At 40.8% G+C, this 18,324-nt stretch carries 16 protein-coding genes; 15 read left to right on the plus strand and 1 reads right to left on the minus strand.

All coding sequences use genetic code 11. The annotated features are described in order from the left end of the window. Positions 1-108 precede the first annotated feature (108 nt). The 10 genes from QZT73_RS09815 to QZT73_RS09860 all read left to right on the plus strand — a co-directional run bounded on the left by QZT73_RS09815 (position 109) and on the right by QZT73_RS09860 (position 12,365). Positions 109-1,290, plus strand: a complete 1,182-nt coding sequence (locus QZT73_RS09815) for an MraY family glycosyltransferase (RefSeq protein WP_291780774.1) — start codon at positions 109-111, stop codon at positions 1,288-1,290. Positions 1,291-1,408: 118 nt separating this feature from the next. Then, positions 1,409-2,719 (plus strand): 30S ribosomal protein S12 methylthiotransferase RimO, encoded by a 1,311-nt coding sequence (gene rimO / locus QZT73_RS09820; protein WP_291787883.1) that lies wholly within the window; start codon positions 1,409-1,411, stop codon positions 2,717-2,719. A 741-nt stretch (positions 2,720-3,460) separates the two neighbouring features. Next, the gene (locus QZT73_RS09825; RefSeq protein WP_291787886.1) at positions 3,461-4,333 is read left to right on the plus strand and encodes a glycerophosphodiester phosphodiesterase; all 873 of its coding nucleotides are present in this window, start codon (positions 3,461-3,463) and stop codon (positions 4,331-4,333) included. A gap of 348 nt (positions 4,334-4,681) precedes the next feature. Beyond that, positions 4,682-5,848: a hypothetical protein gene (locus QZT73_RS09830; protein WP_291783317.1), complete on the plus strand. Its 1,167-nt coding sequence runs from the start codon at positions 4,682-4,684 to the stop codon at positions 5,846-5,848. Between the two features lie 179 nt (positions 5,849-6,027). Next, positions 6,028-7,023, plus strand: a complete 996-nt coding sequence (locus QZT73_RS09835) for an adenosine kinase (protein ID WP_291783319.1) — start codon at positions 6,028-6,030, stop codon at positions 7,021-7,023. Positions 7,024-7,158: 135 nt separating this feature from the next. After that, positions 7,159-7,560: a hypothetical protein gene (locus tag QZT73_RS09840; protein ID WP_291783322.1), complete on the plus strand. Its 402-nt coding sequence runs from the start codon at positions 7,159-7,161 to the stop codon at positions 7,558-7,560. Positions 7,561-7,723: 163 nt separating this feature from the next. Beyond that, the gene (locus QZT73_RS09845) at positions 7,724-7,846 is read left to right on the plus strand and encodes a hypothetical protein (protein ID WP_291783325.1); all 123 of its coding nucleotides are present in this window, start codon (positions 7,724-7,726) and stop codon (positions 7,844-7,846) included. Between the two features lie 326 nt (positions 7,847-8,172). Beyond that, positions 8,173-9,501 carry a pitrilysin family protein gene (locus QZT73_RS09850; RefSeq protein ID WP_291783327.1) on the plus strand — a complete coding sequence of 443 codons (1,329 nt, stop codon included), beginning with the start codon at positions 8,173-8,175 and terminating at the stop codon, positions 9,499-9,501. Positions 9,502-9,528: 27 nt separating this feature from the next. Continuing rightward, a complete protein-coding gene (locus QZT73_RS09855; protein WP_291783330.1) occupies positions 9,529-11,571 on the plus strand; it encodes an insulinase family protein in 2,043 nt (680 codons plus the stop codon). Between the two features lie 71 nt (positions 11,572-11,642). Further along, positions 11,643-12,365, plus strand: coding sequence for a peptidase, M16 family protein (locus tag QZT73_RS09860; RefSeq protein ID WP_291783333.1), 723 nt, complete (start codon positions 11,643-11,645; stop codon positions 12,363-12,365). 278 nt (positions 12,366-12,643) lie between these two features. On the opposite strand, the gene QZT73_RS09865 is transcribed toward QZT73_RS09860, so the two are convergent. Beyond that, positions 12,644-14,305, minus strand: coding sequence for a M61 family peptidase (locus QZT73_RS09865; RefSeq protein ID WP_291787890.1), 1,662 nt, complete (start codon positions 14,303-14,305; stop codon positions 12,644-12,646). A gap of 139 nt (positions 14,306-14,444) precedes the next feature. Between QZT73_RS09865 and rpmH the strand changes: the two genes are divergently transcribed. From rpmH to QZT73_RS09890, 5 genes are read left to right on the plus strand one after another with little or no spacing between them, the layout of a single operon-like run. Beyond that, the gene (gene rpmH, locus QZT73_RS09870; protein WP_291783339.1) at positions 14,445-14,603 is read left to right on the plus strand and encodes a 50S ribosomal protein L34; all 159 of its coding nucleotides are present in this window, start codon (positions 14,445-14,447) and stop codon (positions 14,601-14,603) included. Positions 14,604-14,649: 46 nt separating this feature from the next. Next, complete coding sequence (gene rnpA / locus QZT73_RS09875) at positions 14,650-15,039, plus strand: ribonuclease P protein component (protein ID WP_291787893.1); 390 nt, start codon at positions 14,650-14,652, stop codon at positions 15,037-15,039. Further along, the gene (locus QZT73_RS09880; RefSeq protein ID WP_291787896.1) at positions 15,036-16,700 is read left to right on the plus strand and encodes a S41 family peptidase; all 1,665 of its coding nucleotides are present in this window, start codon (positions 15,036-15,038) and stop codon (positions 16,698-16,700) included. The genes rnpA and QZT73_RS09880 overlap by 4 nt, the downstream gene beginning before the upstream one ends. A 7-nt stretch (positions 16,701-16,707) precedes the next feature. Further along, a complete protein-coding gene (gene tsaB, locus QZT73_RS09885) occupies positions 16,708-17,400 on the plus strand; it encodes a tRNA (adenosine(37)-N6)-threonylcarbamoyltransferase complex dimerization subunit type 1 TsaB (RefSeq protein WP_291787899.1) in 693 nt (230 codons plus the stop codon). After that, positions 17,397-17,903: a DUF2480 family protein gene (locus QZT73_RS09890; RefSeq protein ID WP_291787901.1), complete on the plus strand. Its 507-nt coding sequence runs from the start codon at positions 17,397-17,399 to the stop codon at positions 17,901-17,903. The genes tsaB and QZT73_RS09890 overlap by 4 nt, the downstream gene beginning before the upstream one ends. Positions 17,904-18,324 lie beyond the last annotated feature (421 nt).

The raw sequence follows: 18,324 nt of genomic DNA on the forward strand, positions 1-18,324 counted from the left end.
ATTTGTTTTTTGACAGAAAGTATTAATTATCCAATTTAAAATAAGTTTTTTTTGGTTTGATTAAGACATAAAATAAAAACAGTTAAAGATTTGTTTTTTATCCCAAACATGGCTTCTTTTGTTCAAAATCTCACTTTTATGGTTGTATTCTTTACTGTACTCACGGCATTTCTGATAGGTTTTTTATCAATGCCGATTTTAATTAGTGCTTTTAAGAAAATGAGGGTTATGGATAAACCGGGAGGCCGGAAGATCCATAAGGATGATACACCATCGATGGGAGGGATTGTGATTGTCTTTTCAGTATTGCTTACCGCATTTCTTTGGTTGGATATTTACAACTTGGTTGAGATCCGTTATGTGATAGCGGCCCTTGCCCTGATGTTTTTTGTGGGGCTTAGGGATGATTTGGTGGAGCTTTCTCCCTTTCAAAAGTTAGGCGGGCAGTTTGTGGCCACATTTATGGTGGTGTTTATGTCTGATATCAGAATTACTGGATTGTACGGCCTATTTGGGGTTTATGACTTGCATATAGGAATCAGTTATGCCTTGACTTTTATTGCCATTATAGGATTGACCAATGCATTCAATTTGATTGACGGACTGGATGGCCTTGCAGGAAGTATCAGTGTGCTGACTTTTGGATTCCTAGGTTGGTGGTTTATGACCATTGGCATGGAATCTTTTGGGCTGTTTTCATTGATCTTGATGGGCTCTGTGCTGTCTTTTTTAGTATTCAACTGGCACCCTGCCAAAATCTTTATGGGTGATACAGGTTCATTGAGTCTGGGATTTGCTCTGTCTATTTTGACCATTCTTTTCATTGATGTGAATGGGCACTTGCCCAATGTCAATCCCTGGAAATTCAATGCTCCTATCGCTTCAGGCATCGCATTGATGATTGTGCCGATTTATGATACGGTCAGGATATTTGCCAGAAGAATCAGAAGGGGACGTTCGCCATTTGCTCCGGACAAAAACCATGTACATCATTTTCTTATGCGAATGGGATTAGGTCATGATAGGGTGGCGATTACTTTGGGAGTAGTCAAATGTTTTTTCATAGCCCTGATGTTTATTGGAGCAGCCTATTCCGATTACCTGATGTTGCCATTGATTCTTTTTACAGCGGTGCTTTTTGGCGCCCGCTTGGATGCAGTGACCTTGAAGCGGGTGAGGGAAAATGTGAAAAACGCCCCTCCTGTACTTCAGCAAAAACCTGGACGGGTAAAGCACAAACCTGTGATTTCGAAGCCGGTTACAGAAAGCATGCATATGTCTAATAATTAATTCCGGATACAATTTCCCGGAAAACGGGGATTGTCTTTCCTTACATTTTTTATTCCTGCACTAAGATTCCTTTTTCTCCGTTCAAAATCACTAACTTTGCAGCCAAATTGGAATGCAAGTGAAAGCGAGAACATTAAAAAAAGACAAAGTCAACATAGTCACCATGGGTTGTTCAAAAAACCTGGTGGATTCAGAGGTATTGTTGACCCAGTTAAAAGGCAATGGCATAGAAGCCAGCCACGAGTCCGGCAGTAAGGACAACAATATCATCATCATCAATACCTGTGGCTTTATTGACAATGCCAAGCAGGAATCCATAGATACCATATTACAGTACGTAGATGCCAAGGAACGGGGTGTGGTGGACAAGGTGTATGTCACCGGTTGCCTTTCTCAGCGCTACAAAGACGATTTGGAAAAGGAAATCCCTCAGGTAGATGCTTATTTTGGCACCAGAGACTTGCCTGCTTTGCTCAAGAAGTTCAAAGCGGACTATAAGCAGGAGTTGGTGGGAGAGCGTTTGCTTACCCATAATGCCCATTATGCCTATATGAAGATCTCGGAAGGCTGCGACCGTCCTTGTTCTTTTTGTGCCATTCCACTGATGCGTGGCGGACACATTTCCCGTCCAATAGAAGAGTTGGTCAAAGAGGCGCAGCACAAAGCGGCCAATGGAACCAAGGAACTCTTATTGATAGCCCAGGACTCGACCTACTATGGTTTGGATCTGTACAAAAAAAGGAAGTTGGCAGATCTGATGCGTGCCCTTTCGGATGTGGAGGGGATCGAGTGGATAAGGCTACATTATGCTTTTCCTACGGGTTTTCCTATGGATGTAATTGAAGTAATGAAGGAAAGGCCCAATATCTGTAATTACCTTGATATTCCCTTACAGCATGGTTCCACCTCTGTTTTGAAGACCATGCGAAGAGGTACCACCAGGGAAAAGCAGGAGGAACTCATACATTCTATCAGGGATTTGATTCCGGAAATAGCCATAAGGACCACTTTGATTGCGGGGCACCCGGGTGAGGGAGAGGCCGAGTTTCAGGAGATGGTGGATTTTGTGGAAAGAATGAAGTTTGAAAGGTTGGGTGTCTTCACTTATTCCCATGAGGAAAATACCCATGCTTTTACACTTGAGGACAGTATCCCGGAGGAAGTCAAGCAGGAGCGCGCGAATTATTTAATGGAAATTCAGGAGCAGATTTCCTATGATCTTAACCAGGAGAAAATAGGCAAGACTTTCAAAGTGCTGATTGATAAAAAGGAGAACGGTTTTTTTGTGGGCAGGACGGAGTATGATTCTGTGGAGGTGGACAATGAGGTGTTGATTGACGCATCCAGGCATTTTTGCAGAATTGGGGATTTTGTAGCGGCAAGGATTACGGAAGCCACTGAATTTGACCTTTATGGGGATGTGATTTGATATAATGTAATAGAAGACTGAGGGACCGAGAGCGGGGGATAGTTTAGGGGTTTAAGGCTTAAGGAACCGTCATGCTGAGATCTCAACATTTGGGAAAATGTACAGAAAGGGTAATGACATCACTTGATCCGTCATCTTGAAGGAGGAACGACTGAAAGATCCCCTTAATCTTAGGGGATACTTCACTACGTTCAGTGGGACGCCTAATGTTGTCATTGGTAGCGAGGCACTGCCTGTCCCGCAAGCTCCGGTATCATTGACAGGTAAGAGTAACCGTCACCCTGAGTGAAGCGAAAGCCTGCCCCGATGCTTTCGGGGGGTCTCCCAAAATAGAGGGGATGCTTCACCTCCGCAAGCTCCGGTATCATTGACAGGTAAGAGTAACCGTCACCCTGAGTGAAGCGAAGGGTCTCCCATAATAGAGGAGATACTTCTCCCGAATTACTCGGGATCAGTATGACGCGCAATTTTGTCATTACCCTTTCTGTAAATACCAACTTTTAAAATATCAGCATGACATTTCAATAACTGTCATTTCTTTTTCTGGACATTACCTAAATGTTAAAATCTACTATTGACAAAACCAAACTTCAGCCTTGTAACATTCTTGTTTTTTACGGAGTCTTCATTCCTGATATCTCATTCTTCATCTCCCCTCACGCTTCATTATTCACATCAATTTAACTTTACTTCTGCGGAATTTTTAAAATGCATGTTTTAAATTGGGGAAAAAAACATACCATGAAGCAAAATTCCCTGATTCTTATATGCGCCTTATTTACCATGAACCTACAAGCCCAAATTACCTACGACCTGCAAGGCCACCGTGGTTCCCGGGGTATAATGCCTGAGAACACCATTCCTGCCATGATCAAGGCTTTGGATTTAGGTGTTACCACCTTGGAGCTTGACCTGGCCATTACCAAAGATGGAGAGGTGATCGTTTCTCATGAACCCTGGATAAATCCGGCCATTTGCCTGGATCAGGAAGGGATGGAAATCTCCCCAAATGACCGCTCCCATAATATTTATACGCTTACCTATGCAGAGGTACTGCGATATGATTGTGGAAGCAAGTTCCATGCAGGTTTCCCCCAACAGGTAAAATTTCATGTAACCAAACCCAGATTAAGCGATTTAATTGATGTAGTAGAGAAGTATGTTTCGGATTTTGGACTTCCTGCGCCCTATTACAATATAGAGATCAAGAGTATGCCGGAGGGCGATGGGGTCTATCATCCCGCACCTGCGGCTTTTTCAGATAAGGTAATCAGTCTTTTGGTAGAGAAACTCAGCCCAGAGCGCTTCAACATCCAATCTTTTGATTTCCGCGTGCTTCAGTATCTGCATGAGGCCTATCCTGCCATTACATTGGCCATGTTGGTAGAACATGCCGGAAAATCCGAAGAACAACTTGCTGAATTGGGCTTCGTTCCCCGGATTTATTCGCCTTATTTCCCTGCATTGACTTCTCAAATTGTAGCCGATTTGCATGCCAAAGGGATGAAGGTGATTCCATGGACTGTAAACAATGCAGAAAAAATGCAAGAACTCCTGGACATGGGAGTGGATGGGATCATTACGGATTATCCTAATCTTGCTCCAAAGCAATAAAGGAATGTTTTTTACCATATAGTCACAATTGCCCATATAGAAAAAGATCTTACGGGGTTTCCGGTGTCATCCGTTGCGCTTACAGCAGTTAAATAAGGAATACAAAATTCCTATCGGAATTGCAATTACCAAACAGCAGATCCACAAGGGGAAATCTATGATGCCATGTGGTGGAAAATCAAAATTTCAAAAACCCTACCAGCATAATCAAAAACCCTACCGCCCTATTCAAGACACCATATCCCTATGTTTTAGCTCACTCCTATACTAAAATGAACCTAGTATTGAATCCCTCCTTCTTTTCCCAAATAAAATTTCTATTTTTACCCGCCGAAAATCATCAATCAAATGACAATAGTAGAAGTTACTACGCCCCTTCAAGAAAGAGAATTTTTAGAAATGGCTGTCAGGCTTTACAAGAATGAAAAAAACTGGATCAGACCTTTGGACAAGGATATTCAGGGAATTTTCCAGCCAGAGAGCAACAAACTTTTCAAAATTGGCGGAAAAGCCAGGCGTTGGTTGCTACAGAATTCAAAGGGTGAAACCATAGGCAGGATTGCTGCCTTTCTACATCCCAAATGGAAAGAAAAACAACCTACTGGTGGAATAGGGTTTTTTGAATGCATTGAAAACCAAGAGGCAGCCTTCCAACTGTTTGATACGGCCAAAACATGGTTGGTGGAAGAGGGGATGGAAGCCATGGATGGTCCTGTCAACTTCGGAGAGAGGGATAAGTGGTGGGGTTTATTGGTTGAAGGCTTTTCACCTCCCAATTACAATATGCCCTGGAACTTTGCCTATTACAGGGATTTTTTCGAAGCTTATGGTTTTCAGATATACTTCAAGCAATTTACCTATATGCGTCCGGTACAGGGCTCGGGTTTTGATGCCAAACTTATAGAACGCGCCAATGGAATATTAAAAAATCCCGATTTCCAATTTAGACACATGAAGGGCAGGGAATTAAAGGAAAAAGCGGCCCAATACTTTATGGAAGTATACAACAAGGCTTGGGCCAGGCACATGGGTAAGACACTTTCCCTGAAAGAAACCCAATTGATGTTTAAGAAGATGAAACCTATAATGGATCCCCGGTTGATTTATTTTGGATTTCATAAGGGTGAACCCATTTCCTTCTTTATCAATATTCCCGAAATCAACCAGATTTTCAAATATGTGAATGGCCAATTGGACCTGATTGGGAAAATCAAATTCCTTTGGAATAAAACCTTCAATCCACCCAATAAAATGCTAGGCTTGGTTTTTGGAGTGATTCCTGAATTTCAGGGAAAAGGAGTGGATTCAGCCATGATCATGGCTTATAATGAAACCTTTGCTAAGTACGATTCCTTTCCTTACAAAACAATAGAATTGAATTGGATAGGGGATTTTAATCCGAAAATGATGCGGGTCTGTGAACAGATAAATGCCAAGGTTTTCAAAACGCACCATACTTATCGTTACCTTTTTGATAGGGAAAAACCTTTTGAAAGGCACAAGGTATTTGATTGATATTACTTTGTACCAAGTACTATCCGCCACAGACAAATTTTACCAAGTAAAAGGTACTGTATAAGTAAGTAGGGGAGTGATTGAAATTGGATTGTTGAAAAAGTTTTCTAAACAATTACAACTTCCTTTAAAGGACAATAGATATTAAACCGACTAGTAATAAAGATATAGCATAAAACATGAAAAAATACGACGTTACAGGCATTGGCAATGCATTGGTAGATATAGAATTTAAAGTGACAGACCAGTTTTTCTGGGACAACAAGGTGGAAAAAGGCCTCATGACCTTGGTGGATGAGGAAAGACAGAATGCCCTGATGGCGGTGATCAATACGGAAGAGGCCAAAAAACAGTGTGGTGGTTCAGCGGCCAATACAGTAATTGCCCTGAGCCAGTTTGGGGGCAGCTCCTATTATTGTTGTAAAGTAGCCAATGATGCATTGGGCCATTTTTACCTGGAAGACCTAAAAAATTCTGGTGTAGACAATAGCTTGGAAGGTAAGATCCCCGAGGAAGGAATTACGGGTAAGTGTTTGGTCATGGTGACAGAAGACTCAGAGCGCACCATGAATACTTTTTTGGGAATCACCCAGAACTTTTCCGTTCAGGACATCAATGAATGGGCAATAAAAGATTCACAATACTTGTTTATTGAAGGCTATCTGGTAACATCAGCCAATGGAAAACAAGCCATGTTACATGCCAAGAAAACTGCTGAGCAGGCTGGAACCAAGGTGGCGTTGACCTTTTCAGATCCTGCAATGGTCAAATACTTCAAGTCAGGTTTTGAGGATGTGATAGGTCCCAGTGTAGATCTTTTGTTTGCCAATGAAGAAGAGGCCATGCTTTTTACAGGTAAGGACAATTTGGCTGAGGCACGTGAGGAAATGAAAAAAGCTGCCAAACATTTTGTGATTACCCAAGGGAAAAACGGTGCGATGATTTTCGATGGAGACACCTTTATCGATATTGAGCCATATAAAACAGTTGCCATCGACAGCAATGGGGCTGGAGATATGTTTGCAGGCGCATTTATGTATGGTATTACCAATGGACACAGTTATGCGTCCAGTGGAAAGCTGGCTTCTATGGCCAGTTCCAAAATCGTGAGTCAGTTTGGTCCCAGACTGCAATGGCATGAAGCCAAGGAGATTTTGGGCAGATTGAACCCATAATTGCTAATGACCAAGGATTTGTTGGGTATCTTTATAAAATTTAAAAAATGGGTTCAAATTAATGGCTAGACTGTTTGGGATGAAAAATCCAGGACAGTTAAGATTTATTTTTTATTTTTTTATTAAATTTCAACTATGAACCGAAAAGAGATAATTATTCATGTATTGATACTTTTGGGGATTGTCCTGGGCGTCAATTGGGGTAAGGCCTTGGATCTTCAGGATAGTGTTTCCCAGGAAATTTTATGGCTTGTCATCTGGCCTGGAGAGAACTTTATTCATATTGTATTTCTTTTTATGTTGATGAATGTCTTCAACAAAGGGAAGTTAGGGCAAAAAGATTTATTGATTACCTATGGATTGCTTTTACTCAATATATACTTCCAGGTTTTGTTGCTTACCGCTGGACCCATTTGGTCCAAATTCATATACCTGACCTTGGGAGCTTTATGCCTATGGTTTTTTTATCTGCCCATGTTTATGAAATACCGGATATCAAAGGATCCAAGCGTATTTATAGGACCAAAAGCCGGGTAATTGCCTGAGTAAAAGATCAAATCCTCAATTTTTTAAATGTAACCGTCTAAAAATTAATGAGTTGTAATTTATCCGTTTAAGTTAAGGCAATTATTTGACTTTTTAGGTCAGATTGATTTAGATTGCATAGAACATTAGTTTTAACCTATAAATGCATTAGCTTATGGATCTTTTCAAAAACAAATTCTTATTGATAGTATTGGTAGGAGTAGTGATTTTCGGATTGCTTTTGGCACTGAATTGGACGGAGTTTGTAGAAGGTTGGGAAAGTGTCAACTGCGATTGACCTTAATTGGATTCCTGAAACTGTAAACCGGATTTTGAAAACATGGATGAAACAAAGCCAAATTCCAGGTTTTTGATAATCTGGTTTTAGAGAAATACAAAGATATATTATCAGGGTGTTGAAAATCAATATTTTATATCGATTAAGATGTTATTATTCGTTAAAAACCTAGGTGATTCTTGGATAAAAACATTTCTGGCAATATTTTCGAATGTTTTAGTCGTAGAAAAGAAAGGATATTCTTTTTTTTTGTCCGATTATGGACAAATAAACAAAACATGCTTAAAAAGAGTAAAACATAATATAAAACCTAATTATATTCATATATGAGAAAATTGATCTTTTCGCTGGGACTGGCATTTTGTTTTGCCTTTGCTGTTTCAGCCCAGAACCGAATTGAATTCAAGGAATTTACCTTGGATAACGGTTTACATGTAATCATGCATCAGGACAACAGTACGCCTATTGTGGCAGTATCTGTACTTTATCACGTGGGTTCAAAAAATGAAAGTCCTGACAGGACTGGTTTTGCACACTTTTTTGAGCACCTACTGTTTGAAGGAACTGAAAATATTCCTAGAGGAGAGTATATGAATAAAATTCAGTCCATAGGAGGTACTTTGAATGCCTTTACATCCAATGACATAACTTATTATTATGAAATTGTTCCTTCCAATCAGTTGGAAACTGCCCTCTACATGGAGTCTGAGCGGATGTTGCATCCTAAGATTGATGAAATCGGTGTAGATACACAAAGAGAGGTGATCAAAGAAGAAAAGAGGCAAGTGTACGATAACCGTCCATATGGCACCATTTTGCCGGAGACCATGAAGCGTGCTTTTTCCCAGCATCCCTATCAGTGGCCGGTAATCGGTTCCATGGAGCATCTTGACGCTGCAAGATTGGAGGAGTTTATGGCTTTTCATAAAGCGTATTATGTGCCCAATAATGCTACTTTGACCATCGCTGGGGATATTGACTATGAGCAGGCAGAGCAGTGGGCCAGGGCATATTTTGAAGAAATACCCAAAGGTCCATCAGAATTTTACAGACCTGATATCAAAGAACCGGTGAAGACGGCTGAGATCAGGGATATCATTTATGACAATATCCAGATTCCTGCCATCATTCAGGCCTATAATCTTCCCCCTAAAAACCATCCGGACGCTTATGCCATGTCCATGTTATCCACTTACCTTACAGGTGGTAACTCTTCCTTGATGACCAAGGAACTGGTGGATAAGCAACAAAAAGCTTTGGCTGTTGCGGCTATTCCACTCGATTTGGAAGATGGAGGCGTTTTTCTAATGTATGGAATTACCAATATGGGAATAGATCCCAAAGATTTGGAAGCCGAAATTGATATGCTTTTGACCAAAGTACAGGAAGAAGGGATTTCTGAAAGGGATTTTCAGAAGTTGCAGAATATCATAGAAAATAATTTGGTAAGCCAAAACAGTTCTATGGCAGGGATTGCGCAAAACTTGTCACAGGCAAGGGTATTTTTTGGGGATACAGACTACATCAATCAGGAGTTAGCCTTTTACCGCAAGGTAAATAAAGAAGACCTGCAGCGTGTGGCCAATAAATACCTCAACCAGGAAGGTCGGGTAGTGCTGTATTATTTACCGAAATCTGAAGAAGTCACAGAGTAATTTTTATGAAGTAAAAAATTAAGAGCTATGAAAAAAAGTATCCTATACCTGATGACCTTTCTATTGGTCCAAACAGGATTTGCACAAATAGACAGGTCCAGCTACCCAGAACCGGCTCCGGCCAGAGAAATCAAATTGGGCAACGCCGATTCTTTCGTTTTACCCAATGGTTTGAAAGTATTTGTAGTAGAAAATAATAAACTCCCAAGGGTGGCCTTTTCTTTGGTGCTTGAGAGGGACCCAATTTTGGAAGGGGATAAATCCGGTATGCTCGGTATGGTTGGAGAAATGCTGACCGGTGGCACTACCAACAGAACCAAGGACGAACTTGATGAAGAGGTGGATTTTATTGGGGCATCCCTTTCTGCAGGTTCCACTTCTTTGTTTGCCTCCTCATTGAAGAAGCATCAGGAGAAAGTATTGGAATTGATGAGTGATGTTTTGTATAATCCTATTTTCCCACAGGAAGAATTGGATAAACTGAAAAAACAGGCCATTTCCGGCCTTGCAGCAAGTAAAGATGATCCCAATTCAATATCTTCCAGATTGGCTTCTACCCTGAATTATGGAAAATCCCATCCTTATGGAGAAAATGAAACCGAAGCCACTATCAATAATATTGCGGTGGAAGACATCCAAGCTTATTATAACACTTATTTTAAACCAAATATTGCTTATTTGGCAATAGTAGGAGATATCAATAAGGCTGAAGCAGAGGCCTTGGTCAACAAATACTTTGCGCAATGGGAGCAGGGAGATGTCCCTTCCAAGGAATATGCCATGCCTGCACCACCTGCAGAAAACAAAGTAGCATTGGTGGACAGGGCAGCTTCTGTACAGTCCGTGGTCAATATTACTTATCCTATGGAAATGAGTCTGTCTGATGAAGATTACCTGGCCACGAGGGTATTGAATTATATTTTGGGTGGAGGTTCTTCTTCCAGGCTTTTTATGAATCTTCGTGAAGATAAAGGCTACACCTATGGCGCATATTCTTCTATAGGGGCAGACAAATTGGTGACCAGTTTCAGGGCCAATGCCAGCGTCAAGCAGACTGCTACAGATTCTGCCATTCATGAGATGGTTTATGAAATCAGAACCTTAAGGGATAATGGCATTACAGCGGAAGAATTGGAGGCTGCTAAGGCAAATCTCAGTGGGTCTTTTGGAAGATCTCTTGAAAGTCCATCTACCATTGCCAACTTTGCTATCAATACCCAAAGGTATAAGTTGCCTGAAGATTTCTACACTTCTTATCTCCAACGCCTGAGTGCACTTACAGTAGAAGATATCAATGCTTCTGCAAAAAAATACTTGAAGCCGGATAATATGTACATAACGGTTGTAGGAAATGGTACCGTGATTCAGGAAAGTCTGATGGCTTTTGGTGAAGTAAACCGGTTTACCAATGTTGGTGAGCCTGAAAAGCAAATTGCCATGGAAGAAGGCATGACTGCTGCCGCGGTTTTGGCCAGGTATTTTGAAGTTATTGGAGGTAAATCCAAGGTGGAGGCTATCAAAACCTCTAAAATGGAAGCAGTTGCAGAAATACAGGGCATGAAATTGAATATGTCTTATGTATATGATGAAACAGAAGGCAAGTTTTCAAATAAGGTATCGATGATGGGCAATGTGGCTTCGCATGTTGTGGTGAAAGATGGAAAGGCCACTGTTACTGGCATGGGCAATAGCCAAGAGCTCAACGACGAACAGTTTGAAGCTGTAAAAATGAGTATGTTCATTTTTCCTGAATTGCACTTTGAGGATTTGGGGTATTCTGTAGAGTTACAGGGAATACAAGACCTTGAAGGAGAGGAAGCATATAAAATTTTAGTTTCCAATCCTACAGGAACCTCTCAGTTAAATTATTACAGTGTGGCCTCAGGTCTTAAAATCAAGACAGAAAGCCAGGAAAATGGAGATATGATTTACACAGACTACGAAGAGGTAGATGGGGTCCTTTATCCCATGATGATGACCATGAAATCACCCATGATTCCTATGCCGCTTGAATCCAAAGTCGAGAAGATTCAATTCAATGTTGAGGTTACAGAAGAAGATATGAAATAATCTGAAATAAAAGGGAGAATTTTCTCCCTTTTATTTCTATTTTTGATAGGTTATAACTTAAGCAAGATAAAATGAAAAAATTTTTAATTCCTTTTTTTGCACTCTACTTCTGCTTGTTATGGGTAGGGGAGAGTAAAGCAAATGTGGATCATGCGCCACTCTCAGAAGATGCCAATGACCCGAAAGAAGTGATAGCCCGCTACATAGAGGCAGTAGGGGGAAAAGAAAATGTTGCCAAGATCAAAAACTCAGTGATGACCATGGAAGCAGAAATGCAGGGGATGAGCATTCAGATCAAAGGTATTTCTGATCAAGAAAACAGCCGCCTTTTGCAGGAGACTATCGTTATGGGCAATGTGGCGTCAAAAACTGTCTTGGCCAACGGCAAAGGTAAGATCACAGCCATGGGGCAGGAAAATGATATTCCTGAAGAAATGCTTTCCATGATGAAGGCGCAGACCTATGTTTTTCCAGAGGAGCATTATGAAGAGATGGGTTATACCTTGGAACTTCAAGGCACAGAAGATCTTGACGGAGAAGAGGCGTATCGCTTGGTGATTACTGCACCTAACGGTGTCAAAACGGTAGAATACTATTCTGTGGGATCCGGACTAAAGTTAAGAACCAGTTCTGATGCAACAGGAGATATTACTTACAGTGATTACAAGGAAATAGATGGTGTGAAATTCCCTATGAAAATGAGCATCAGCAATCCCATGATGCCTTCTGCGCTTGAAACCAAAGTTGTTTCGATCGCATTTAACCAAGAGTTATCCGATGAAGATTTTAAATAATCTTAAGTAATTAATAAAAAAGGGCCAATTTTGGCCCTTTTTTATTCTAAGATTTTTCAATACCATGACCTTTTTTGAAACCGGAATAGGCACTATATTTTCTAGATCACTTCACACAAGTCATTACGGGCTAAATACTTGATTATTTTGTGTTTTGAAAGATTTCCGGTTGCTTTGGGGAAACCCCATCCATCATCCAGGTTTCATCAGTCCTGAACACTGCTTTTTACAAGGACCAAGAGCCAGACACTAGATCAGTTTGGAGAAAGTTCAGCTTATTATTGTCCCTTCTCCCATATTTCCCCGAATTGACTTGATCCGGTTTCCTGGAGTTTGATTAATGGATAAAATCTCTTTTCCCCACTTTGGATGCTGGTGTTTAGTTTCCTGCCCAATCTTTCCAGGCCTATGGTGATGCTGTTCCCACTTTTTGATTGAAGCTCAGAGGGTACATCGACAATCAGGTCATTGATCATGATTTTACCATAGGCATCAGCTTCCTGGTGTACCTGCAGGACTTTTCCTTCCTCATCCTTCCTGATGCCGTAATTATGCAAAAATTCATTTTCATGCACTTCCTGAATGATTGCTATGCCTATTTTGTCCAAGAGTTTGGACAATGGAACCAATAGGTCTCCCTTACCCACTACATAATGATCCCAAAAGTCGACAAAGGCTGTACTGTTGTTGCTTGCCGATTTTAACATTTCATAGAAGTCCTGTATGTGGTATCCCATTTTTGTCCTGCCAAAAACATCCCACATCTTCTTCATCACAGCAGATAAGCAAGCACCTTCAGGTAATAGGATAATATCCAGACAGAGGGCAATCAATGCACCGCGATTATAAATGCTTACTTTTCTGTCAGGGATACCAGGTTTGTACCCATCCAGCCATAAATCAAAACTTGATTCCTGTATATTGAGGTTTTTCCAACCTTCATGATCGGCTTCTTTTTGGATCTGTTTTTGGAGTATTTTTAAATAATCGGTTTTGGAAAAATACCCTGATTGCAGCAGGAAAAGGTCTCCCATGTAGCTGGTCACGCCTTCCAGAACCAGGCCTGTATCCAAGTAAGTTTCTGTGGCAAGGTTATAAGTGCATAGTTCTTTTGGCCTGATGCGGCAAACATTCCAAAAGTGGTACAGTTCATGAGAACTGACTCCCATCAACTCATCCCGCGCTGCTTTTTCCTTTAGGTCTTCGGCAGGGCCATAAGTAATCACGGTTGAATAAGCATGTTCCACCCCATGATAATGTCTATATGGAAGGAGTTGGAAAATGAAATGGTAATTTTCTGCGGGGAATTCCCCAAAAGCCATTATTTGTTTTTCGGTGAAAGCCTTGAAGTCTTCGATTAATGTGGGCATATCAAAATGGATATCCCCATGGAACCAGAGATGAAAAGTGTGGGATTGTATGCTATAGCTATGGTGTTGGAGTCCGGCAGCTGCAAGTAAAGGACTGTCCATCAAATGTTGATATCCGCTGGCTTCCCATATTCCTTGGCCATTCTCTGGAAGGGCAGTGGCCACTTGGTAATCCTCGGGGATGTCCATGCTTACTGAAATTGGAGATGCACTTTTTTCTTTTACTTCAAAAACAAAGTTGCTGAAGTTGAGGTAAAGTTGCCTGTCATCAGACCAGCAGCCTCCTGCATCCATTTGGTTGCAATAGAACTCGTAATCGATTTGATACTCCCCAGTTTCAGTAGCAGTAAAAAACCAGAGGTCTTTTGTTTTTTTGTACCAATAGACTGGTTTATTCTCCAATTTAACTTGGAAACCCCTAATTTTTTGTGCGTAATTTGTCAGTTCATATCTGCCTGGCCTCCAAGCAGCCAATTGCAAATGGATGGGTTCTCCTTGATGGCAGGAGATGAGAAGTTTGATTTGGATATATTGAGAGCAAATCGATTTTCGGGAAATATGATAATGCATTTTACTTTTCAGAATGTGTTGAACAAAAGTAATTGTCGTGTTTGTAAATAAAAAAAAGCTCTCTATCTTTGCAGTCCTTTTGTGGGGAAACCTCTGGGGAGTGAATTAGGAAAGCAAAAAGATTTAAAAGCATAGCGTCATGAAAAGAACATTTCAACCTTCTCGTAGAAAAAGAAGAAACAAGCATGGTTTCAGACTTAGGATGTCTACTGCCAATGGCAGGAGAGTATTGAAGTCCAGAAGGGCAAAAGGAAGACATAGGTTGTCTGTATCTTCTGAGAAAACATTGAAGAAGTAATTCTTTGGCATTTGTTTTCGTATTTTTATACGTCAAAGAAAATGCAATGAATTTCAAACTTCCAAAGAATGAAAGATTACATTCTAAAAAGTTAATCAAGGAACTTTTTGATAAAGGTTCCTCTTTTTTTTTATATCCCTTCAAGGTAATGGTTTTGGATGCTCCTGCAGGGTTTGATGAAACCCATCAGGTGCTTTTTTCCGTTTCTAAAAGAAAGATCAGAAAAGCTGTAGACCGTAATCTCATCAAAAGAAGGATGAAGGAGGCCTACAGATTGCACAAATCTGAAATTTTGGCACCAGAGCTGCCAAAGAAATTGATTGGCCTGATTTATGTTTCTTCTGAATTGGCTACATTTCCAATCATTGAAAAAAAAATCACAAAAATTCTGAAAGTGTTAGCAGAAAACAGCAATTCCACAAATTCCGATACATGAAATTACAACACAGAAATCCACTGATTATTTTCCTTGCGGTAATATTGTCCGCGGGATTACTTTTTTCCTTTGCCAATAAAAACGATAGGCTTTTCGCCATTGCCAAAAACCTGGATATTTTCGCTTCCGTGATCAGGGAACTCGATTCTTATTATGTTGATGATATTGATCCAGATCACTTGATAGCTATTGGAATCAATGCCATGCTGGAGGAACTTGATCCTTACACAGACTTCATACCTGAAGAAAATTCCGATGACTTTCGCCTGATGACAACAGGAGAGTATGGGGGAGTAGGCGCCCTGATCGGCAATAGAACCGGAGTGAATATGGTGCTGATGCCCTATTACGGTTTTCCTGCTCAGGCAGGAGGGCTGCGAATAGGAGATCAATTTCTTAAAGTGGACACGGTGGATGTAAGTAAAAAGGAAACATCTGATATATCAAGACTTTTAAAAGGGCCGGCCAATACTGCGGTTGATGTGCAGGTCAAAAGGGGAGAGGATACCCTTACTTTCAATTTGACCAGAAGGAAGATTGTTATTTCCAATGTCCCTTACTATGGCAAAATCGATGATCAAACCGGATATATCAAGTTGACCGATTTTACCACCAATGCTGCCACTGACGTCCGCAAAGCCCTTTTGGACCTCAAATCCCAGGGCATTACCCGATTGGTGTTGGATGTCAGGGATAATCCTGGTGGAATTTTGAAAGAGGCCGTTGATATAGTCAATCTATTCATTCCCAAAGGCAAAGAAGTAGTTAGAACCATTGGAAAGATAGAAAATGTCAATGCGGTATATAAGACTACCAAATCACCTGTGGACAAAGATATTCCAATAGCTGTACTCATCAATGAGCGCAGTGCCTCAGCAGCAGAAATTGTGGCCGGTGCTTTACAGGATTATGACAGGGCAGTTTTGATTGGGAGAAAGACTTTTGGGAAGGGACTGGTTCAGACTACTGTTCCCCTTTCCTACAATGCTCAGATAAAGCTTACTACCGCAAAATACTATATTCCGAGCGGCAGGTGTATTCAGGCTATAGACTACAGCAAGAAGGATGAAAACGGGAACTCGAATTCAGTTCCTGATTCCCTTCGGAACGAATTCAAGACCAAAAACGGCAGGCTGGTACTCGATGGTGCAGGTATTGAGCCTGATCTTAAAATAGATTCCAAGTCCTTTGCACCCATAACCTTTAGTTTGGTGGCTAGAAACCTTATTTTCAGTTATGGAAACGAGTTTTTCAGGCAGCATGAGTCTATCGCTTCTCCGCGGGATTTTGAGATTGATGATACGATGTACAAGGATTTTGTGAGTTGGTTAGAAGATAAGGACTATGATTATACCACTTACGTCGAAAAAAGCCTGGAGGACCTGAATAAATATGCTCAAAAGGAACCTTATTTTGAAGAAATTCAGGCTACCATAGAAGAGTTGAAGAATAAAGTAAGTCATAACAAAGAGCAGGATCTTATTACCCATAAGGGCGAAATTAAAGAAGCCTTAAAAGAAGAATTGATTTCAAGGTATTATTACCAAGAGGGGGTAGTGGAAGCCTCCCTCAAGAATGATGAAGAGATCAAAAAATCTTTGGCCATACTTTCTGATCAGCAAGAGCTGAGGCAAATCCTCACTGCTTCAGTAAAAAAATAAATCAGGTATGGTCCATATTCTTTCCATTGAATCTACCACTTCAGTTTGTTCGGTAGCCTTGCATGTGGATGGGCAATTGCTTGGGTTGATGGAATTGCATCAGGACAATGTACATTCCCAACAGTTGATGCTTCTTGTAGAGCAGTTGATGGACCGGACCGGCATAAAGACAACAGACCTGAGTGCCATTGCGGTTTCATCCGGGCCCGGTTCTTATACAGGTCTTAGGATTGGGCTGTCTATTGCTAAAGGAATGGCTTTTGCAATGGATATACCGCTAATTGGGGTGGACACTTTGAGCGCATTGGCCAAACGGGTTCAGCCATTTTTGTTGGGAGAGGCCCGAATCATACCCATGCTGGATGCGCGGAGGATGGAGGTGTATACAGCAGTTTATGACCAGAACCTGCAAGAGCTTGAGGCCCTTGCCCCAAAAATTTTTGAAAATGAGAACCCATATTCAGCATACTTGAATGAGGGACCTGTTTTTTTTCTTGGTGACGGTGTAAAAAAGCTGAGGCATATTTTGGCTCATTCTCAGGCAAAGCTACTTGACTTGATGCCCTCAGCTGAAACTGTCGGCCATTTGGCCTTTAAGAAATTTCAGGGGGGGATATTTGAAGACATTGCATATTTTGAACCGAACTACTTGAAAGATTTTAGGGTTATAAGTTCAAAGAAAAATATGCTTTTATCATGAGTGAAATCATCAATCGTGTTGCCAATAGCCCCATCATCACATTAAATCTGGAAGAGTTTTACCGAAAAGAGGAAAGAGTGGTTTTTGATTTGAAAGACTATCTTTTTCAAGAATTGATTTTAAGGGAAAAGGATTTCAGGGCTGCATTAAAAGTGCTGGATTGGACGCAATACAAGGGAAAGTTGGTGGCAGTGACCTGTACTGCCGACGCAATAGTCCCCAACTGGGCCTTTATGCTGGTAGGGACTTATTTGGGAAGTCATGGTGTCACTTATGTGCTGGGAGATCTCCAAGCACTGGAGCAGTTCTTATTTGAGAGTTCCTTGGCTGATCTCGAACCCAGTACATATGAAGGGAGGCCAGTTGTTGTAAAGGGTTGTAGTAAATTCCCTGTTCCGCTGTATGCTTATGGGCGTGTGGTGGCGAAGATTCAGGGCCATGCCAAATCCATTATGTATGGTGAACCTTGCAGCACGGTACCCCTTTATAAGGCACCAAAGTAAAATATTTTTCTTGTTTACAGTAACTTATCAAAAAGGCAATCACTTTTTGAAATTTCTATTTGGTAAATATGCAGGATACCGCTAAGTTTGCATTCCCATTTAAGAAAAATTTACTGAAAACGTCAGTATTTTAAACTGAAAATAGGGCCTTCGGTAAGCGGGTAAAAATTAATTTAATTTAGCGTGCTTCTTTTTTGGATGTTAAAAATAAAGAGCGATATTTGCACTCGCTTTTAGGGAAATGACCCTAAACAATTCCTTAAAAAAGGAAAAAGTTCTTTGAAGTATTGGATACGAAACGACACAAAAACAGGTATAGACTTAGGTTTATATTCCCTGGAGAACAGAAAATGAAGCTGTTTAAAGATTACAGCTAAAAAAAACTTTACAATGGAGAGTTTGATCCTGGCTCAGGATGAAC

Source organism: Cecembia sp. (genome assembly GCF_007126775.1).
Classification (GTDB): Bacteria; Bacteroidota; Bacteroidia; order Cytophagales; family Cyclobacteriaceae; genus Cecembia.